This is a genomic window from Streptomyces sp. NPDC056222 (assembly GCF_042264065.1).
Taxonomy (GTDB): Bacteria; Actinomycetota; Actinomycetes; order Streptomycetales; family Streptomycetaceae; genus Streptomyces.
Genome location: NZ_JBHJTL010000012.1, coordinates 1 through 19,229 on the forward strand (window position 1 = coordinate 1; position 19,229 = coordinate 19,229).

Annotated in this window: 20 protein-coding genes and 1 riboswitch; of the genes, 14 read left to right on the forward strand and 6 right to left on the reverse strand. The window is 70.5% G+C overall.

Features of this window, described 5'->3' with window-relative positions; translation table 11 throughout:
* Positions 1–130 precede the first annotated feature (130 nt).
* The 8 genes from ACFC0D_RS08415 to ACFC0D_RS08450 all read left to right on the forward strand — a co-directional run bounded on the left by ACFC0D_RS08415 (position 131) and on the right by ACFC0D_RS08450 (position 6,853).
* Positions 131–1,060 (forward strand): DUF881 domain-containing protein, encoded by a 930-nt coding sequence (locus ACFC0D_RS08415; RefSeq protein ID WP_376432460.1) that lies wholly within the window; start codon positions 131–133, stop codon positions 1,058–1,060.
* Positions 1,057–1,389, forward strand: coding sequence for a small basic family protein (locus ACFC0D_RS08420; RefSeq protein WP_015032176.1), 333 nt, complete (start codon positions 1,057–1,059; stop codon positions 1,387–1,389). Before ACFC0D_RS08415 ends, ACFC0D_RS08420 begins: the two co-directional genes overlap by 4 nt.
* 4 nt (positions 1,390–1,393) lie before the next feature.
* Entirely contained in the window at positions 1,394–2,200 is an 807-nt protein-coding gene (locus ACFC0D_RS08425) for a DUF881 domain-containing protein (protein WP_376432463.1), read from the forward strand.
* A gap of 82 nt (positions 2,201–2,282) precedes the next feature.
* Positions 2,283–3,224 carry an FHA domain-containing protein gene (locus ACFC0D_RS08430; RefSeq protein ID WP_376432683.1) on the forward strand — a complete coding sequence of 314 codons (942 nt, stop codon included), beginning with the start codon at positions 2,283–2,285 and terminating at the stop codon, positions 3,222–3,224.
* A 29-nt stretch (positions 3,225–3,253) separates the two neighbouring features.
* Positions 3,254–3,997: a MerR family transcriptional regulator gene (locus ACFC0D_RS08435; protein WP_376432465.1), complete on the forward strand. Its 744-nt coding sequence runs from the start codon at positions 3,254–3,256 to the stop codon at positions 3,995–3,997.
* 53 nt (positions 3,998–4,050) lie between these two features.
* Complete coding sequence (locus tag ACFC0D_RS08440) at positions 4,051–4,524, forward strand: bifunctional nuclease family protein (RefSeq protein ID WP_026281837.1); 474 nt, start codon at positions 4,051–4,053, stop codon at positions 4,522–4,524.
* A 218-nt stretch (positions 4,525–4,742) separates the two neighbouring features.
* On the forward strand, positions 4,743–5,372 hold the full coding sequence (locus ACFC0D_RS08445) for a MerR family transcriptional regulator (protein ID WP_376432467.1): 630 nt from the start codon (positions 4,743–4,745) through the stop codon (positions 5,370–5,372).
* Positions 5,373–5,461: 89 nt separating this feature from the next.
* Positions 5,462–6,853 (forward strand): DNA polymerase IV, encoded by a 1,392-nt coding sequence (locus ACFC0D_RS08450; RefSeq protein ID WP_376432469.1) that lies wholly within the window; start codon positions 5,462–5,464, stop codon positions 6,851–6,853.
* A 137-nt stretch (positions 6,854–6,990) separates the two neighbouring features.
* Here ACFC0D_RS08450 and ACFC0D_RS08455 read toward each other — a convergent pair whose 3' ends face one another.
* On the reverse strand, positions 6,991–7,356 hold the full coding sequence (locus ACFC0D_RS08455) for a PRC-barrel domain-containing protein (protein WP_376432471.1): 366 nt from the start codon (positions 7,354–7,356) through the stop codon (positions 6,991–6,993).
* Positions 7,357–7,467: 111 nt separating this feature from the next.
* Positions 7,468–7,566: riboswitch (glycine riboswitch) on the forward strand.
* 180 nt (positions 7,567–7,746) lie between these two features.
* Between ACFC0D_RS08455 and gcvP the strand changes: the two genes are divergently transcribed.
* Positions 7,747–10,632, forward strand: a complete 2,886-nt coding sequence (gcvP, locus tag ACFC0D_RS08460) for an aminomethyl-transferring glycine dehydrogenase (RefSeq protein WP_376432473.1) — start codon at positions 7,747–7,749, stop codon at positions 10,630–10,632.
* 133 nt (positions 10,633–10,765) lie between these two features.
* On the opposite strand, the gene ACFC0D_RS08465 is transcribed toward gcvP, so the two are convergent.
* Both ACFC0D_RS08465 and ACFC0D_RS08470 read right to left on the reverse strand, forming a co-directional pair.
* Positions 10,766–10,972 carry a DUF5999 family protein gene (locus ACFC0D_RS08465; protein WP_376432475.1) on the reverse strand — a complete coding sequence of 69 codons (207 nt, stop codon included), beginning with the start codon at positions 10,970–10,972 and terminating at the stop codon, positions 10,766–10,768.
* Between the two features lie 368 nt (positions 10,973–11,340).
* Entirely contained in the window at positions 11,341–11,940 is a 600-nt protein-coding gene (locus tag ACFC0D_RS08470) for a hypothetical protein (protein WP_376432477.1), read from the reverse strand.
* A 477-nt stretch (positions 11,941–12,417) separates the two neighbouring features.
* Here ACFC0D_RS08470 and ACFC0D_RS08475 point away from each other — a divergent pair, with 477 nt between their 5' ends.
* Together ACFC0D_RS08475 and ACFC0D_RS08480 are read left to right on the forward strand one after the other, a co-directional pair.
* Entirely contained in the window at positions 12,418–13,917 is a 1,500-nt protein-coding gene (locus ACFC0D_RS08475) for a glutamate-cysteine ligase family protein (protein ID WP_376432479.1), read from the forward strand.
* A 177-nt stretch (positions 13,918–14,094) separates the two neighbouring features.
* Positions 14,095–14,892 carry a CPBP family intramembrane glutamic endopeptidase gene (locus tag ACFC0D_RS08480; RefSeq protein WP_376432481.1) on the forward strand — a complete coding sequence of 266 codons (798 nt, stop codon included), beginning with the start codon at positions 14,095–14,097 and terminating at the stop codon, positions 14,890–14,892.
* An 82-nt stretch (positions 14,893–14,974) separates the two neighbouring features.
* Here the strand turns inward: ACFC0D_RS08480 and ACFC0D_RS08485 are convergent, their stop codons facing one another.
* Positions 14,975–15,784, reverse strand: a complete 810-nt coding sequence (locus tag ACFC0D_RS08485) for a PhzF family phenazine biosynthesis protein (protein WP_376432483.1) — start codon at positions 15,782–15,784, stop codon at positions 14,975–14,977.
* Between the two features lie 148 nt (positions 15,785–15,932).
* Between ACFC0D_RS08485 and ACFC0D_RS08490 the strand changes: the two genes are divergently transcribed.
* Complete coding sequence (locus ACFC0D_RS08490) at positions 15,933–16,559, forward strand: PadR family transcriptional regulator (RefSeq protein ID WP_376432486.1); 627 nt, start codon at positions 15,933–15,935, stop codon at positions 16,557–16,559.
* Between the two features lie 80 nt (positions 16,560–16,639).
* On the opposite strand, the gene ACFC0D_RS08495 is transcribed toward ACFC0D_RS08490, so the two are convergent.
* Together ACFC0D_RS08495 and ACFC0D_RS08500 are read right to left on the reverse strand one after the other, a co-directional pair.
* The gene (locus tag ACFC0D_RS08495; RefSeq protein WP_376432488.1) at positions 16,640–17,068 is read right to left on the reverse strand and encodes an SRPBCC family protein; all 429 of its coding nucleotides are present in this window, start codon (positions 17,066–17,068) and stop codon (positions 16,640–16,642) included.
* 78 nt (positions 17,069–17,146) lie between these two features.
* Positions 17,147–17,356: a hypothetical protein gene (locus ACFC0D_RS08500; protein ID WP_376432685.1), complete on the reverse strand. Its 210-nt coding sequence runs from the start codon at positions 17,354–17,356 to the stop codon at positions 17,147–17,149.
* 197 nt (positions 17,357–17,553) lie between these two features.
* Here ACFC0D_RS08500 and ACFC0D_RS08505 point away from each other — a divergent pair, with 197 nt between their 5' ends.
* The gene (locus ACFC0D_RS08505; RefSeq protein ID WP_376432490.1) at positions 17,554–18,093 is read left to right on the forward strand and encodes a Clp protease N-terminal domain-containing protein; all 540 of its coding nucleotides are present in this window, start codon (positions 17,554–17,556) and stop codon (positions 18,091–18,093) included.
* 41 nt (positions 18,094–18,134) lie between these two features.
* Entirely contained in the window at positions 18,135–19,151 is a 1,017-nt protein-coding gene (locus tag ACFC0D_RS08510; protein ID WP_376432492.1) for a DMT family transporter, read from the forward strand.
* Positions 19,152–19,229: the final 78 nt, after the last annotated feature.

Below are 19,229 nucleotides of genomic sequence, written 5' to 3' on the forward strand. Positions count from 1 at the left end.
CCGACGGGGGCCCCGCGCGCTGCTCTGTGGGGGGGGGGCGGTTCGGGGGGGGTGGTGTCCCGCCCCCCCCCCCCCCCACTTCGGTGGGGCCATTCGGCGGTAGCACCCCCGACGTGCGACGATGTGCGGCATGTCGCAGCAGCACCCCGTTCGGAGCACCGGATCACCGCCCCCGCGTCCGGACGCGTCCATGTCGCTGCTGAACAACGTGATCGACCACGCGCTCGACGACGGTTACGCGGAGGCCTCGGCCCGGCGTGAGGCGGAGGGCGGCGGGCTGCCGCGGACGCTGCGGGCCAAGCTCGGCCTGGCGGCCGGCCTCGTGCTCGCGGCGGCGGTGGTGACCGTGGGCGCCGCGGAGGCACGGATCTCCGCGCCGGTCGTCGCCAAGGAGCGGCAGGAGCTCATCGGCCGGATCGACGCGGAGACCGCCGCGGCCGACAAGCTGGAGCAGGACGTCGAGAAGATCCGTGCCGAGGTCGGCGAGCGGCAGCGCAAGGCGCTGGAGCAGCACGGCGGTGACCAGGCCGAGCTGGTGGCCCTGCTGTCGGGGGCGACCCCGGTGCACGGTCCGGGCGTGAAGCTCGTGGTCGACGACGCCAAGGACACCGAGCAGGGTGGCGGGGGTCCCCGGGAGAGCAGCGGGTTCTCCGACACGGGCCGGGTCCGTGACCGTGACATGCAGCGCGTCGTCAACGGGCTGTGGGAGTCGGGCGCCGAGGCCGTCTCGATCAATGGCCAGCGGCTGACGTCGCTGTCCGCGATCCGGGCGGCGGGCGACGCCATACTGGTCGACAACAAGCCGCTCGTGCCGCCGTACACGGTGCTCGCGGTGGGGGACGGGCAGCGGCTCAGCACCGCGTTCCAGGACAGCGCCGACGGCCAGTACCTGCACGCGCTGCAGGAGAACTTCGGGATCCGCACCAGCATCACGGCCGAGACGGACGTGCGTCTGCCGGCCGCGCCGAGCCTGATCGTACGTACAGCAGAGCCGAGGGGAGCCGGGGCCGCCAAGCCCACCGGGCAGGCCACGGCCGACACAGGGAAGGGCACATCTTGATCGCCGTACTGGGCCTGATCGTGGGAGTGGTGGTCGGACTGTTGGTCCGGCCCGAGGTTCCGGCGGTGGTCGAGCCCTATCTTCCGATCGCCGTGGTCGCCGCCCTCGACGCGGTCTTCGGTGGCCTGCGTGCCATGCTCGACGGAATCTTCGTCGACAAGGTCTTCGTGGTCTCCTTCCTGTCGAACGTGGTGGTGGCCGCGCTGATCGTCTTCCTCGGCGACAAGCTGGGTGTCGGCGCGCAGCTGTCGACCGGTGTCGTCGTCGTGCTCGGCATCCGCATCTTCTCCAACGCCGCCGCCATCCGGCGGCACGTGTTCCGGGCGTGACGCGATGAGCAACGACGTGCACCCCGAGACGCCGGAGAACCCGGACGACGACAAGGCGACCCCGTCGACCCCCGCCGCCCCCGAGAAGCAGCTGACCGGGCGGCAGCGGCTGGCCGCGGGGCTGTGGCCGCCGCGGGTGAGCCGGGCCCAACTCATCGTCGCCCTGCTGCTGTTCGTCCTCGGTCTGGGTCTTGCCATCCAGGTCCGGTCCACCAGTGACAACAGTGCGCTGCGCGGCGCCCGTCAGGAGGACCTGGTCCGTATCCTCGACGAGCTCGACGACCGTACGCAGCGCCTGGAGGACGAGAAGGCGCGTCTGGAGAACCAGCGCTCCGAGCTGGAGTCCAGCTCGGACCAGGCCGAAGAGGCGCGCAAGCAGACCCAGGAGAAGGAGCAGCAGCTCGGCATCCTGGCCGGCACGGTCGCGGCCGAGGGGCCGGGCATCACGCTGACCGTGGCCGGCGCGGCGGCGGCGGTCGAGTCGGACATGCTCCTCGACGCGATCCAGGAGCTGCGTGCCGCGGGCGCCGAGGCGATCCAGATCAACAACGTTCGGGTGGTTGCTGACAGCTACTTCTCCGGTGCGGGAAGCGACATAGAGATCGATGGAACGAAGGTGACCGCTCCGTACGTCTTCAAGGTCATCGGCAAGCCGGAGGATCTCGAGCCGGCGCTCAACATCCCCGGTGGAGTCATTCAGACACTGGAGAAGGAGCAGGCCACGGCGACCGTGGCCAAGTCCGAGAAGATCGTTGTGGATGCCTTGCGACCTGCGAAGCGGCCTGACTACGCTCAGTCGTCCTCGCAGTGAGGCGGGGGTGCATGGCGGTCGCGCGACATGGGGAAGACGTTGCGGGGGGTCGCCGCATCACAAGCGTGGTGCGTGGTGGAAACTGTCCGGAGGATACGGACGTTGTGAAGGTGTCCGGGTCGGCAGGTGTGTTCATTCAGGGTTCGTCCTGCCCCACGGGCGGGTCTGTTTCGGTCAAGGGGAATCGCCCGTGAGTTTTTTTGCGAAGTTGTTCGGCAAGAGCGCACGCGAGGACGGCGGCAACGCCAAGCACCGCGCGCCGCGCCATGCCCAGAGCGAGGAACAGGGTGGCGAGCGTCCGCTGTTCCGCGATGAGGTCGGCGGCCAGGGCGGAGATGTCGCGGGCGCGCACGGCGCGTCGTCTGTTGACCCTGCCGGTGCCGGCCGCATAGGTTTCGGGGAACCATCAACCTCAAGTACGGGTGGAGGGTTCACCCCCGATCCGTATGCGACCCAGACCTCCGCGGGTCAGCCGCGGCAGGAGGATGCGTCCATGCCGGTGTGTACGAGGTGCGGTCACCGCAACACCGCGGACAGCCGTTTCTGCTCCCACTGCGGTACGCCGCTGCGGGGCGGGGCGCCCGTGGAGCGCGCGTCCGAGACGACGTCGACGATCTCGATCTCGGGCCTCGAGGCCTACGACGCCGAGGTCACCGGTCAGACGGCCATGCCGTCCCTGTCGCCCGAGGCTCTGGCGGCCGTCGAGGCCCTGCCGGCCGGTTCGGCTCTGCTCGTCGTGCGGCGCGGCCCGAACTCGGGCAGCCGGTTCCTGTTGGACAGCGAGCTGACCACGGCCGGCCGTCACCCGCAGAGCGACATCTTCCTCGACGACTTCACCGTGTCGCGGCGCCACGTCGAGTTCCGGCGGGCGCAGGACGGCAGCTTCACCGTCGCCGACGTCGGCAGCCTCAACGGCACGTACGTCAACCGTGAGCCGATCGAGTCGGTTGTTCTGTCCAACGGTGACGAGGTGCAGATCGGCAAGTACCGGCTGGTCTTCTACTCGAGCCAGCGGGGCGTGTGACGCCTCCGGGAAGCCTTCAGGGAAGGTCCATGCTGCGAACACCGACGGGCGGTGCCGGACACGGCACCGCCACCGCGGGCGACCGGCTGGTCAGCATCGGGACGGTGCTGAACCAACTGCGTGACGAATTTCCCGAAGTGACCATTTCCAAGATCCGGTTCCTGGAGGCCGAGGGGCTTGTCGAGCCCCGGCGGACGGCCTCCGGATACCGGAAGTTCAGCCCGCAGGACGTGGAGCGGCTCGCCCAGATCCTGCGGATGCAGCGGGACCACTATCTTCCGCTGAAGGTCATCCGGGAGCATCTCGACGCCCTTGCCCGGGGTGAGCAGATCAAGCTCCCGTCGCCCAGCCCGCAGCGCGATCTGCTCGACGGGGCCTGGGAACCGGAGGGCGACCGTCCTACCGCCACACGGGTGGGACGGGCCGAGCTCCTCGCCGCCGCCGAGGTGAGCGAGGAGGAGCTCGCGGAGTGGGAGTCGTACGGGCTCATCGCCGCGGGGGCCGAGGGCGGCTATGACGCGGAGACCGTCACGGTCGCCAGACTTGTCGCGGATCTGGGGAGATTCGGTCTGGAACCGAGGCATCTCAGGGCGGTCAAAGCGGCGGCGGACCGGGAGGCGGGTCTGGTCGAACAGGTGGTCGCGCCGCTGCGCCGGCACCGTAACCCGCAGACCAGAGCACATGCGGAGGCCACTGTGAAGGAGCTCGCCGGGCTCTCCATCCGGCTGCACGCGGCACTGGTCCAGACCGCTCTGGGGCTCCGGCTCCCGTGATCTTGTGGGGGCCCGACTACCCAAACCGGTCGGGCACGTCCTAGGGTTGCTGTGTGAACGAGCTCGACGTTGTGGGTGTCCGGGTGGAAATGCCCTCCAACCAGCCGATCGTGCTCCTGCGTGAAGTGGGAGGCGATCGGTACCTCCCCATCTGGATCGGACCGGGTGAGGCGACCGCGATCGCCTTCGCCCAGCAGGGCATGGCCCCCGCCCGGCCGCTGACGCACGACCTCTTCAAGGATGTCCTTGAAGCCGTGGGCCAGGAGCTCACCGAGGTCCGCATCACGGACCTCCGTGAAGGCGTCTTCTACGCGGAGCTGGTCTTTGCCAGCGGCGTCGAGGTGAGCGCCAGGCCCTCCGACGCGATAGCGCTCGCGCTGCGCACCGGGACGCCGATCTACGGCAGTGACGGTGTGCTCGACGACGCCGGTATCGCGATTCCGGACGAGCAGGAGGACGAGGTGGAGAAGTTTCGCGAGTTCCTCGACCAGATCTCCCCCGAGGACTTCGGCTCCAGCAGCCAGTGAGGTCCAGCAGCCACTGAGGTGAGCCGGCCGTGGGCCGGCCACCGGCCGTCGCGCGCCGGGTGCGGTCAGGGCATTCGAGTAGCCTTTCCCCGGAGAGAGACACGGGAAACCACTCTCAGGGTGATTATCACTCGGCGTGCCGAGTGTGGCGATCGTTGACGCACCCCGAGTGACTGCCTACCTTCGTGTGGGCAGGTCAAGGACGGAGGGTCGGCGTGATGAGCAGCGGCGACGGTACGGCAGGGGGCTCTCTCGGGCGTGCGCCCGGGGAGGACGGTCCGTATCCGCTTCACGGCAGTGTGGGCGACCTCGGTACGGACGTGAGTGCGGGCGCGGCTGCGGCATCCGGGACGGACGTGGTGGGCTACCGCGGTCCGACGGCGTGCGCGGCGGCCGGGATCACCTATCGCCAGCTGGACTACTGGGCGCGCACCGGCCTCGTGGAGCCGAGCGTGCGGCCCGCGTACGGATCCGGCACGCAGCGGCTGTACAGCTTTCGGGACGTCGTCGTCCTCAAGATCGTCAAGCGGTTCCTGGACACCGGGGTCGCGCTGCAGAACATCCGGGCCGCGGTGCAGCATCTGCGCGCACGCGGCTTCCGCGACCTGGAGCGCATGACGCTGATGAGCGACGGAGCCACGGTCTACGAGTGCTCCTCGCCGGACGAGGTCGTCGACCTGCTCCAGGGCGGGCAGGGCGTGTTCGGGATCGCGGTGGGCGTGGTCTGGCGCGATGTCGAGGCGGCGCTCTCGCAGCTGCACGGGGAGCGCGTCGACACCGGTGAGACGCTGATCGGCCACAACCCGAGTGACGAGCTCGCGCGGCGCCGGCGGGACCGGGCGGTCTGAGCGTCGGACGGGCTGCGCGTGGGGCGGCTGTATTCGTGCCCGCACGTGCGTGCGGTCGAATGTCAGTGGCGTAGGGGAGCATCGGAGATGTGAGAGCCGCGCCGACGATTCTGCATCTGGACATGGATGCCTTCTTCGCCGCCGCCGAGCAGGCGGCGAAGCCGAGTCTGCGTGGAAAGCCGGTGGTGGTCGGAGGTCTGGGCCCGCGCGGGGTCGTCGCCACCGCCTCGTACGAGGCGCGACGCTTCGGGGTGCACTCAGCGATGCCGATGGCGCAGGCGCGGCGGCGGGCGCCCAATGCCGCCTATCTCGTGCCGCGCTTCGGCTTCTACCGGGGGATCAGCGAGCAGGTCATGGAGCTGCTCGGGCGGCTGTCACCGCTCGTGGAGCCACTGAGCCTGGACGAGGCCTTCGTCGACCTGGAGGCCGGGGGTGTGGCCGACGACGGTGAGAGCGCGCGGGAGGCCGGTGAGCGGCTGCGCAGGGACATTCTCGCCACCACGGGGCTGACGGGGTCTGTGGGGCTCGCGGGGTCCAAGATGCTGGCGAAGATCGCCTCGGAGGAGGCCAAGCCCGATGGCCTGGTGCTGATCGAGCCGGGGACCGAGCGGGAGCTGCTGGGGCCGAAGTCGGTGCGGATTCTGCCGGGCGTGGGGCCGGCCACCGGTGAGCATCTGCGGCGGGCCGGTATGACGACGGTGTCGGACCTGGCGGAAGCGGGCGAGGACGAGCTTGTACGGCTCCTTGGGCGGGCGCACGGGGCGTCCCTGTACCTGATGGCCCAGGGGTACGACGATCGGCCTGTGGTGGCCGAGAGGGACACGAAGTCGGTGTCGGTGGAGGACACCTTCGACGTGGACCTGCACGACCGGGTACGGATCCGGATCGAGGTGGAGCGGCTGGCCGAGCGGTGCGTGGGGAGGCTGCGGGGCTCGGGCCACTCGGGGCGCACGATCGTGCTGAAGGTGCGCCGTTTCGACTTCTCGACGCTGACGCGTTCCGAGACGCTGCGGGGACCGACGGACGACCCCGTGGTGGTGCGGGAGGCCGCGGGGCGGCTGCTCGAGGGGGTGGACACGACGGGCGGGGTCCGGCTGCTGGGGGTGGGGGTGAGCGGGCTCGCGGACTACACCCAGGAGGATCTGTTCGCCCAGGCGGCGGAGGCGGAGGCCGAGGCGGCGGGGCCGGTGGAGCGGTCCGAGGAGGCGTCACCCATGGAGGCCGCCCCTGAGCCGGCCGCGCCCGCCGAGCGGCGGTGGTCGCCCGGGCACGACGTACGGCATGCGGTGTACGGCGCCGGGTGGGTGCAGGGGAGCGGTGTGGGGCGGGTCACCGTCCGCTTCGAGCAGCCCGGGTCGGCGCCGGGGCGGGTGCGGACGTTTCTCGTGGACGACCCGGAGCTTGAGGCGGGGGAGCCGCTGCCGCTGGTGGGGGTCGAGCCCGGCCTCCGGCCGGGCTTGTCGCTCCCACCGTCCCCCTGAGCATCGCCAGGGGTCCCCGTCTCGCTTCGCTCGCTGGGGTGACGGAGATTCCGGTCCCCTCGTGGGTCCGTCGCGCCGCCGACGGCCGGCGGAGGGTGTGCGGGCGTGCCTGCTCCCGGTCCGGCGGGCCGGAGGCGTCAGGTCTCCTCCTGGCCCGCCAGGCGGCCGAAGTCGCGGTCCGGGGGTGGTGGGGGGAGGGAGATGTTGTAGTGGCGGTAGAGCTGGAGCTCCTGCTCGGGGGAGAGGTGGCGGCCCACGCCGAAGTCCGGGGCGTCCTTGATCAGGGACCGGTCGTAGGGGATGTGGAGGCCGTCCTTGGCCAGCTCGCTCGGCTCCAGGGGGACGAAGGCGTCCCGGCTGAAGAGGCCCGTGCGGACCGCGGCCCACTCCGGGACTCCGGTCGCGTCGTCCAGATACACCTCGTCCACGGTGCCGATCTTGTGCCCCTCGCGGTCATACGCCTTGCGGCCGATCAGGCTGCGCGGATCGATGTCGGTCTGCACGGTCCCTCCAACAGGTCGCAACTGCTCTAAGACTACGAAAGTGCACATCTGGGATGTCGGCCACTTGAGCGATGGCTCCGGGAACCTCGCTGGTAGGCTGGCTGTGGCTGTCGACCCTGTGCGGGAGAGTCCTCCGGAGAAACCTTTCGGAGGCGCCGAAGGAGCAAATCCTCCCCGGAATCTCTCAGGCCCCTGTACCGCACGGACGAGGTCACTCTGGAAAGCAGGGCGGACGTCCGACGGCATCCGCTCTCACCGACGGTGAAAGCCGGCGAGCCCCTTTGGCGTGCCGGTGAAACTCTCAGGTTGAGATGACAGAGGGGGAGGCCGTCCGGGCACCCGCGCCGTTGGTGCCCCTCGCAGGTCGTGACGACCAGGAGGCCTCCGTACATGACCGCCAACCGCATTCCGCTCTCCGAACTCGAACAGGGCATCCCGTTCGAGCAGCGGCACATCGGGCCCGACGCCGAAGCACGGGCCAAGATGCTCGCGCAGGTCGGCTACGGCTCCCTCGACGAGCTCACGGCCGCCGCCGTGCCGGACGTGATCAAGAACGCCGAGGCGCTCGGTCTGCCCTCGGCCCGTACCGAGGCCGAGGTCCTCGCCGAGCTGCGTGAGCTCGCCGACCGCAACCAGGTCCTCGCCCCGATGATCGGCCTGGGTTACTACGGCACCTTCACCCCGCCGGTGATCCTCCGCAACGTCATGGAGAACCCGGCCTGGTACACGGCGTACACGCCCTACCAGCCGGAGATCTCGCAGGGCCGTCTCGAGGCGCTGCTCAACTTCCAGACCATGGTCGCCGACCTCACCGGTCTGCCCACCTCCGGCGCCTCCCTGCTCGACGAGGGCACCGCGGCCGCCGAGGCCATGGCGCTCTCCCGCCGCGTCGGCAAGGTCAAGAACGGTGTCTTCCTCATCGACGCCGACGCCCTGCCGCAGACCATCGCCGTCATCGAGACCCGCGCCGAGCCGACCGGTGTCGAGGTCGTCGTCGCGGACCTGTCCGACGGCATCCCCGCCGAGATCGCCGAGCGCGGTGTCTTCGGTGTGCTCGTCCAGTACCCGGGCGCCTCCGGTGCCGTCCGCGACATCAAGCCGCTGATCGACGCCGCCCACGAGCTCGGCGCCATCGTCACCGTCGCCGCCGACCTGCTCGCGCTGACCCTGCTGACCTCGCCGGGCGCGCTCGGTGCCGACATCGCCGTCGGTACCACCCAGCGCTTCGGCGTCCCGATGGGCTTCGGTGGCCCGCACGCCGGCTACATGGCCGTCCAGGACAAGCACGCCCGCTCGCTCCCCGGCCGCCTCGTCGGTGTCTCCGTCGACGCCGACGGCAACCGGGCGTACCGCCTGGCGCTGCAGACCCGCGAGCAGCACATCCGCCGCGAGAAGGCCACCAGCAACATCTGCACCGCGCAGGTGCTGCTCGCCGTCATGGCCGGCATGTACGCCGTCTACCACGGCCCCGACGGCCTCAAGGGCATCGCCCAGCGCACCCACCGGTACGCGGCGATCCTCGCCCAGGGCCTGAAGGCCGGCGGTGTCGAGGTCGTCCACGGCGACTTCTTCGACACTCTCACCGTTCGCGTGCCCGGCAAGGCCGCCGAGGCCGTCGCCGCCGCCCGCGAGACCGGCGTCAACCTGTACCTCGTCGACGCCGACCACGTGTCGATCTCCTGCGACGAGACCACCGGGCGCGCCCAGCTCGCCGCCGTGTGGGCCGCCTTCGGTGTCGACGCCGACATCGAGGCCCTGGACGCCGCCACCGAGGACGCGCTGCCCGCCGAGCTCCTGCGCTCGGACGCGTACCTGACCCACCCGGTCTTCCACGCGCACCGCTCCGAGACGTCGATGCTGCGCTACCTGCGCAAGCTCGCCGACCGCGACTACGCGCTCGACCGCGGCATGATCCCGCTCGGCTCCTGCACCATGAAGCTGAACGCGACCACCGAGATGGAGCCGGTCACCTGGCCCGAGTTCGGTCAGATCCACCCCTTCGCGCCCATCGAGCAGGCGCAGGGCTACCTCACGCTCATCACCGAGCTCGAGGAGCGCCTCGCCGAGGTCACCGGCTACGACAAGGTGTCGATCCAGCCGAACGCCGGTTCGCAGGGCGAGCTGGCCGGTCTGCTGGCCGTCCGCGCCTACCACCGCGCCAACGGCGACGAGCAGCGCACCGTCTGCCTCATCCCGTCCTCCGCGCACGGCACCAACGCCGCCTCCGCGGTCATGGCCGGCATGAAGGTCGTCGTCGTCAAGACCGCCGACGACGGTGAGGTCGACGTCGCGGACCTGCGCGCCAAGATCGAGCAGTACCGCGACGAGCTGTCCGTGCTGATGATCACCTACCCGTCCACGCACGGTGTGTTCGAGGAGCACGTCGCCGACATCTGCGCCGAGGTGCACGACGCCGGTGGCCAGGTGTACGTCGACGGCGCCAACCTCAACGCGCTGGTCGGGCTGGCCAAGCCGGGCAAGTTCGGCGGCGACGTCTCGCACCTGAACCTGCACAAGACCTTCTGCATCCCGCACGGCGGCGGTGGCCCGGGCGTCGGCCCGGTCGGTGTGCGCGCGCACCTCGCGCCGTACCTGCCGAACCACCCGCTGCAGCCCACCGCCGGTCCGGAGACGGGCGTCGGCCCGATCTCGGCCGCCCCGTGGGGCTCGGCCGGCATTCTGCCGATCTCGTGGTCGTACGTGCGTCTGATGGGTGGCGAGGGCCTCAAGCGCGCCACGCAGGTGGCCGTCCTCGCCGCGAACTACATCGCCAAGCGCCTCGAGCCGCACTACCCGGTGCTCTACACCGGTCCGGCCGGTCTGGTCGCCCACGAGTGCATCGTCGACCTGCGCCCGCTGTCCAAGTCGACCGGTGTCAGCGTCGACGACATCGCCAAGCGCCTGATCGACTACGGCTTCCACGCGCCGACGATGTCGTTCCCGGTGGCCGGCACCCTGATGATCGAGCCGACCGAGTCCGAGGACCTGACCGAGCTCGACCGCTTCTGCGACACGATGATCGCGATCCGCGGCGAGATCGAGAAGGTCGCGTCGGGTGAGTGGCCGGCGGAGGACAACCCGCTGCGCAACGCCCCGCACACCGCGGCGGCGCTGGGCGGCGAGTGGAAGCACGCCTACACCCGTGACGAGGCGGTCTTCCCGGCCGGTGTCTCGGCCGCGGACAAGTACTGGCCGCCGGTCCGCCGGATCGACGGTGCGTTCGGTGACCGCAACCTCGTCTGCTCCTGCCCGCCGCTGGACGAGTACGACAACTGAGCACGGCCGCGAGCGCGAGCATGAGCTGAGCGCCGTCGGCAACCGGGCATGAGTCAGGGCCGGTTCGGAGAGTTCTCCGGGCCGGCCCTTGGCGTGTTCCCTCGTACGGTGTGGTGCCCGACGTGCCCTGTCGTCAGGCGGCGGTCGTGACCCGGCCCGCCGTCAACGGGCGGTGCGGGGCGATGATCTGTCCGTCCGGCAGCAGTTCACCGGTGTCCTCGAAGAGCAGGACCCCGTTGCACAGCAGGCTCCAGCCCTGCTCCGGGTGGTGCGCCATCGGTCGTGCCGCCTCCCGGTCGGCGGAGTGGGCGGTGGGACAGGCAGGCTGGTGCTGGCACATGGATGGGTTCTTTCGCTGCGTCGTGGTGTCTGTCGTCCTGCGGCTCGATGCGGTGCTCATGGCCGCCCCCCGTTGTCGGTTCGGTTGGTCCAGTGTTCCCCTACGGACGTCGATCCGCAGGTATTTCACTGCAGCTCTTCCTACTGCATGAAGACGTATCACCCGCGCGGGCGGTTCAACTCAACTGGGCGGTCTCTTCGGATGGTTCGGGGTAGTCCAGGCGGGCTAGTCCGTCTGGGGCGGGGTGTTCGACAGCGGTGTTCGGGCGGTTACGGGCGGTGTCCGGCGGCTTTCGGGCAGCGCGGCGCCCCGCGGCCCGGTCGGCCTGCGGGGCGTGCACGCGTCGGATGAGCTTCGGGTGCGGTGGTTCAGGCCGGCGCCGGAGTGCCGAACAGCGGTGGCGGCGCGAGGCGCAGGGTCAGGACGGGCAGCAGGTCGGCGACCCGGTGCGGACGGTGGGAGGCGATACCGGGCGGCGCCGGGGCGAGCGGGACGAGGAGGTCGCTGGGCGCGGGCGAGGCGGACGCCCCGTCGGCCTCCGTGTCTCCGTGGAGCCACAGCGTCAGCATGTACAGCTCCGGTACGGAGAGCAGGCGCGGCTGGTACGTCGTGGGCAGCGTCTCGGCCTGGTGCAGGGCGCGTTCGGTGGCGGTGACGTACGGACCTTCGAAGAAGTGCGAGAAGGACCAGCCGTCGGGCGTGAGCATGGTGTCGGCGGCGGCGACGGCCCGGTCGGTGCCCCGGATCAGGAAGCGCCAGCCGACGAGCCGCGTGCGCGGCGCCTGCCCGGACGGGACGACCTGGTCCCGTACGTCGAGGACATGGACGGGCAGGGGCAGCTCGGGGCTCAGCGGCCCCTGGGCGGCCCGGAGAGCGGGAGTTCGAGCCTCGCGGACGGCGGTGGGGGAACCGAGGGCCGCGAGGACGCTGCGCAGGGCCGGCGCGGGGGCCGGGGAGGGTCGGAGCATGATGGGTCGCCTCTCACTCAGGAGACACGGTGATGCGTGGGCAGGTACGACGGCGCTGTGGGCTGCCGGAGAGGGGCCATGAAGTCATGGCCGGGCGCCAACACTCTGCCTCGTTCGCGGAGTTTATACGAGACGTGTTCACACGTTGTTTCCGCTAGCGGTCGCCGATATTGCGAGCAAGGCGTCATCCGGCCTTGTTCCAGGGGTGATTCGCAGCATTTGTCGTGAGGGCACTTCGCCTGCCTGCGGCTTCGTCGCCGCTGCGGACGGCTAAATATCGACTCCACGCTTTCCGCGATTATGTCGGTGGAATATGTCCATTGTCGAGTGACCGCGGGATGTGCCGGGAGATTGCTCAATCCAGCCTACCTGGCGGCGGGGTGGCTCCGCAGGCGTTATGGATCAGTCGGCTGGGCATCATCGTCCGTGACGCGCGCGGCCGTCGCCGTGGCCGCCCAATCGGGGAGGGACGCTTCGATGGGGGAGAAGGTCGTGGCAGACGGGTTCGGCCTGTCCGATCGGCAGAGATACCGCAGGAAGCTCCAGCAGTGCCTGGCGGGGCTCGCGAGGCTCCTGGCGGAGAAGAGGTTCGACCGTCCACAGAATCTGATGGGCCTGGAGATCGAACTCAATCTCGCGGGCGTGGACGGGATGCCACGGATGGTGAATGACGAGGTCCTCGAGCGCATCGCGAGCCCGGATTTCCAGACGGAACTCGGAATGTTCAACCTCGAAGTGAACATCGCTCCGCACCGTCTCGGCGGCCGCGTATTCGACCGGCTCGCGGAGGAGTTGAGGACCGGGCTGGGATACGCCGACCGCAAGGCCCGTGAGGTCGACGCCGGCGTCATCATGATCGGAATTCTGCCGACGCTTTCGCAGAACGATCTCGTCTTCGAGAACCTTTCGGCCGTCGACCGGTACACCCTGCTCAACGACCAGATCGTCGCCGCCCGGGGCGAGGACTTCAGCCTCGACATCCAGGGGGTGGAGCGGCTCACCTGCACGTCCACGTCGATCGTGCCGGAGGCCGCCTGCACCTCCGTGCAGTTGCACCTCCAGGTCACTCCGGCCCGCTTCGCCGCGGTGTGGAACGCGGCCCAGGCCGTGGCGGCGGTCCAGATCGCCGTCGGCGCCAACTCGCCGTTCCTCTTCGGCCGGGAGCTCTGGCGCGAGTCCCGTCCGCCGCTGTTCCAACAGGCCACGGACACCCGGCCACCGGAGCTCCAGGCGCAAGGGGTGCGGCCCCGCACCTGGTTCGGGGAGAGGTGGGTGGATTCGGCGTACGACCTCTTCGAGGAGAACCTGCGGTACTTCCCGCCGCTGCTGCCGATATGCGACGAGGAGGACCCGCTCCTCGTCCTCGACCAGGGCGGGGTGCCGCGCCTGCAGGAGCTCGTCCTGCACAACGGGACGGTCTACCGCTGGAACCGGCCGGTCTACGGCTGGGTGGACGGGGTCCCGCATCTGCGTGTGGAGAACCGGGTGTTGCCGGCCGGACCGACGGTCACCGACGTCGTCGCCAACGCGGCCTTCTACTACGGGCTGGTGCGGGCGCTGGCCGAGGAGCCCCGGCCGGTGTGGAAGAAGCTGGCGTTCGAGGACGCCGCCGCGAACTTCGACGCCGCCTGTCGCCACGGGATCGAGGCGGAGCTGCGCTGGCCCCGGCCCGGGCGCTCGGGCGGGGTCTCGACGGTGTCCGCGGTACGTCTCGTCCTCGACGAACTGCTGCCGCTGGCGGCGTCGGGGCTCGACGCCTGGCACATCGAGCCGGCCGACCGCGACTTCTATCTGGGCGTGATCGAGGAGCGCTGTCGTGGCCGGGTCAACGGTGCCTCCTGGCAGGCCGAGACCTTCCGGCGGGCCCGGGAGTCCGGTCTCGACCGGGAGGCGGCCCTGGCGGCCACGACCCGCCGGTACGCCGAGCTGATGCGCGGCGGCGAACCGGTGCACCGGTGGCCGGTGGGCATCGAGTAGTGATCCTCCGGGCCCCAGGGGGCGCCCGGCCCGGGACCGAGGAGGCTCCCCGACCCCGTTACGGCGCCTGGCCCGCGATCGAGCAGAAGTCCCCCGCCCCCCGGAATGGCGCCCGGCGGGGCCCTTCACGCATGATCTCCGTACCCGGAACGCGATGGGGAAGTGGAGACAGGTGTGGTGTCGGAGCAACGAGTGGTCGCCGATTCTCTTCCCCCCGAAGGCCTGCCGCGCCGGGTTCTGCGGTCCGAGACCCTGATCGTCCTGGCGCTCTCGCTCGGTGCGAGCGCGGTGTCGTCCTTCATCAGCTTCGTCGGCTCGCTGACCAAGCCCGGTGGGCTCAAGGAACAGGCGGCGACGCTCAACGGCTCGTTCGCCCCCGGGCGGCCCTGGCTCGACCTGGCCTGGCAGCTCTTCGGCATCGCCTCCGCGCTGATGCCGGTCCTGCTCGTCGCGCACCTGCTGCTGCGGGAGGGCTCCGGGCTGCGGGCGATCGGCTTCGACCGGACCCGCCCCTGGCCGGACCTCGGACGGGGCGCGCTGGTGGCCGCCGTGATCGGGAGCGCCGGCCTCGCGTTCTACCTGGGGGCCCGGGCGACCGGCTTCAATCTGACCGTGGTGCCGGAATCGCTGCCGGAGGTGTGGTGGAAGTACCCGGTCCTGATCCTTTCGGCGATCCAGAACTCCGTACTGGAAGAGGTCATCGTCGTCGGCTATCTGCTGCGCCGACTCGGGCAGTTGGGGTGGACGCCGATGGCCGCGCTGGTGGCGAGCTCGGTGCTGCGCGGTTCGTACCACCTGTACCAGGGGATCGGCGGCTTCGTCGGCAACGTCGTGATGGGCGTCGTCTTCGTGCTCCTCTACCGCCGCTGGGGGCGGGTGGGTCCGCTGGTGGTGGCGCACGCGCTGCTCGACATCGTGGCCTTCGTCGGCTACGGCTTGCTGGCCGGGAAGGTGGGCTGGCTGCCCACCATGTAGACGGCGAATGACAGAAAGGGGCGTACGGCGAGGGCCGTGCGCCCCTTTCTGTGTACGAGGGCCCGGCGTCCGGGGTGGTGGCTCAGGCGTGCAGTTCGCCGTCGATGACGGTGACCGCATGGCCGGTCAGCAGGGTGCGGTCGCCCCGCAGCCGGGTGTGGACGATGCCGGTGCGGGCGCCGCCCTGGAACCCGGTCAGATCGTCGCGGCCGAAGCGCGCGGACCAGAACGGGGCCAGCGCGGTGTGGGCGCTGCCGGTGACCGGGTCCTCGTCGATGCCGACGCCCGGGAAGAAGCCGCGCGAGACGAAGTCGTAGCCGCGCTCCGGCTGTTCGGCCGCGGCGGTCGCGATGACACCCCGGTCGGAGAGGTGCGCCAGAGCCGCGAAGTCCGGCCTAAGGGACCGGACGGTCGCCTCGTCGCGCAGCTCGACGACGAGGTCCCCGATGTGGGCGGCGGTGTCGTGGACGGAGACGGCCTCCGCGCCCAGTGCCTTCTCCAGGCCGTCCGGGGCCGGCACCGGGGTCAGCGTGGAGGTCGGGAAGTCCAGCGTGATGGTGCCGTCCTGTGCGGCGGTGGCGCTCAGGATGCCGCAGCGGGCGGCGAAGCGGACAGTCCCTGTCGCGGCGCCGGTCGTGTGCAGGACGTGGGCGGTGGCGAGGGTGGCGTGGCCGCACATGTCGACCTCGGTGGCCGGGGTGAACCAGCGCAGGGCCCAGTCGGCCTCGCCGCCGGGTGGCAGCGGGTGCGCGAAGGCCGTCTCGGAGAGGTTGACCTCGGCGGCCACCTTCTGGAGCCAGTGGTCGTCGGGGAAGGAGTCGAGGAGGAGGACCCCTGCCGGATTGCCGGAGAAGGGGCGGTCGGTGAACGCGTCGACGATTCGGATCCGCATGGCACGGAACGTACCGGCGCCGTAAAGCCGCAGGCCAAGGCCAATCCGGGACGACTGGACCGATCGGGTGTTGGCAAAAGAAGTGTTCCGATATATCGTTGACGCATCGCGACAGTTCAACGATGTACCCGATGGAAGGAGCGTTGCGATGCGTTCACATGGACACGAACACGGACATGGCGATTGCGGACCCGGCCCTCGTGGGCGGGGAGGCTCTCGCGGTGACTTCGAGGGGCGGCGTGCCGCCTTCGGGCAGTTCGGGCCGGGATTCGGCGGCGGACCGTGGGGCGGAGGCCCCTTCGGAGGTGGCAGGGGTCGAGGAGGCGGCCGGGGGCGGGCGCGGCGCGGAGATGTGCGCGCCTCGATCCTCACGCTGCTGAAGGATCGGCCGATGCACGGTTACGAGATGATCCAGGAGATCGGCGAGCGCAGTGGCGGGGCATGGAGGCCCAGCCCCGGCTCGGTCTATCCGACCCTGCAGCTCCTCGAGGACGAGGGGTTGATCGCCAGCGAGAGCGAGGGCGGCAAGAAGCTGTTCACGCTCACCGACGCCGGGCGTGCCGAGGCCGAGTCGGGGCCGGAGGCCCCCTGGGAGGAGGCCGGGCGCGGTGTCGACTGGGAGGCCATGAACGAGGTCCGGCAGGCCGGCTTCGGTCTGATGGAGGCGTTCGGCCAGGTCTGGAAGACCGGCAGCACCGAGCAGCGGCAGAAGGCCATCACGGTCATCAACGAAGCCCGTAAGAAGCTGTACCTCATCCTGGCCGACGAGCACTGAGTCGACCGGACGGTGGGAGGCCGCACGGCGCAGTGCCGTGCGGCCTCTTCCGTGTGTCCGTAGGTCGGCGGACGGCTCGCTCAGACCACCAGGCCGGCCAGCTTCCGCAGCGACTCGTTCAGCGCCGCGGTGGCCGAGTCCTTCAGCTTGCCCGCCATCAGCGAGACGGCCGCGCCGGTGAACTCGCCGTCGATCCGGACCGTGGTGGCGTCTCCGTCCGCCGCGAGCGAGTAGCGCGTGCCGACGTCGACCCCCATCGGACCCTTGCCCCGGATGGCCAGCACCCGGGTGGTCTCCAGTTCCTCGACCGTCCAGGTCACCTCGGCGGGGAAACCCATCAGCTTCATGTTCTCCGCGAAGGTGGCGCCCTGCTCGAGCGTGGCCGGACCGCCGTTCGGGAAGTTGGTGTGGGTGGCGTTCCACTCGCCGTACGAGGTGAAGTCCGTCAGTTGCGCCCAGACCTTCTCAGCCGGCGCATCGATCCGTGCCTCCGCGCTGACTTCGGCCATACGACCACCCCTTCACGGGTTCGCGTGTTCTCGTCGGTCTTCGGTGTCGACGGAACGTAGCCGCGCGGCCCTCAACATTCAATACTGATGAACCGTCAGTTCTTCGACTTCGCCGATCCACCACATCTGCGCGGCGTCGAACGAGTCGGAGGCCCGTGGTCCACCGCCCTCGTCGTGGCAGAGGAACGCGGCCCAGAAGAGATCGGCCGGCAGCGCTTCCCGCGGTGCGTACACGCGGTAGACGTACTGCCGCCCGTCGAGTGCGAGCAGGGCGACCATCCAGAACATACTCACAGGACGAAACGGGAGCGCGCCGTGGTTGCATCAGGGGCGCAGGGCAAGGCGGCGCGCGCCCCCACGGGGAGAACACCCGAAATCTCCTCCGCAGGGATGAGGGACCGTGCGCCCGTGCCCAACTCACGTGGGATGCGGACATGCTCCTCCGCGGGGATGTTCAGGCCCCCCGGGGCTGATGAGGTGGGAGGGTGCATAGTCCTGTCCCTCGCGTGCCCCGGCAGCCGGTGGCCCGCCGCCCGGAAATCCAGCTCGGTCGCCTGACCGCCGAACTCGCGACGGTCGTGGCGAGTGCGCGCCGCAGAGCCCTGCGTGACGGGGACCGGCAGATCGACACCGCCCATCTGCTCCACTCCCTCATCGAATCCGATCCCGAGGTCGGCGCAGCCTTCGAGGGCGGGCCGCAGCTCGCCCGCGTCCTCGGCTATCTCGTCCAGCGCTCCATCGGCTACGGCCTGCGGTGGCAGGGTTCCGTGGAGGACTCCGGCACCCTGGGTGCCGTACGCGACGCCGATCCGGCGGCGGACGGCTGGTCGCCCGCCGCGGCCGCCGCGATGGACCGCGCCGGAGAGCGGGCCGCCCTGCGCGGCGAGCCACGCGCGCGTGGCCTCGATCTCCTGGCCGTGATCGCCGAGGATCCCGACAGCCGGGCGGTCGAGGTGCTCGGCCGGGCGGGGGTCGATCCGCTCGTTCTCGCCGACCGGATCGGGGAGCTGTCTCAACAGGTGTAACGGGGGTTACGCACCTGACTCGGTCCTGTCATGATGGCCCGATGCACGCGTCTCAGGGGAGAAGCGCCGGCCTGGGACTCGCCCTGGCCTCGGCCTTCGCATTCGGTGGTTCAGGTGTGGCGGCGAAGCCGCTGATCGAGGCAGGCCTCGATCCGCTTCACGTGGTGTGGCTCCGGGTGGCCGGCGCCGCCCTCGTCATGCTGCCGGTCGCCTGGCGCCACCGCGACCTGCTCCGTCGCAGGCCCGTGCTCCTCGTCGGCTTCGGACTCCTCGCGGTCGCGGGCGTCCAGGCCTTCTACTTCGCTTCGATCTCCCGGATCCCCGTCGGGGTCGCGCTGCTCATCGAGTACCTCGCCCCCGCCCTCGTCCTCGGCTGGGTCCGCTTCGTCCAGCGCCGGCCGGTCACCCGCGCCGCCGCGCTCGGCGTCGTCCTCGCCGTCGGCGGTCTGGCATGTGTGGTGCAGGTCTGGTCGGGGCTCAGCTTCGACCTGCTCGGACTGCTGCTCGCACTGGGTGCCGCCTGCTGCCAGGTCGGCTACTTCGTGCTCTCCGACCACGGCGGCGACGAGTCCGACCCCGTGGACCCGCTGGGTGTGATCGCGTACGGACTCCTCATCGGCGCACTCGTGCTCACCGTCGTCGCCCGGCCGTGGGGGATGGACTGGTCCCTGCTCGCCGGCGACGCCGACATGAACGGCACGGGAGTGGCTGCCTGGCTGCTCCTCGGGTGGATCGTGCTGATCGCCACGGTCCTCGCCTACGTCACCGGGATCGTGTCTGTGCGCAGGCTCTCGCCGCAGGTGGCCGGCGTCGTCGCCTGCCTGGAGGCCGTGATCGCGACCGTACTGGCCTGGGTGCTGCTCGGTGAGCACCTGGCGGCGCCGCAGATCATCGGTGGCGCGGTCGTGCTCGTCGGCGCGTTCATCGCCCAGTCGTCGACGCCGAAGCCGGCCTCGGCGGAGCCGGTGGCCGGGTCGGAGGCCGAGGCCGAGCCCGTCTCCGGGTCCGGGGCGAGCGACCTCGAAGCCGAGTTGTCCGCCGGCCGGACCGCCCCGTAAGGTGACGATCATGCATTCGACCGTACTTCCGCCCCCTGCCGCTTAGGCGCGGGCGGCACTCTCCCTGACGAAGACCGG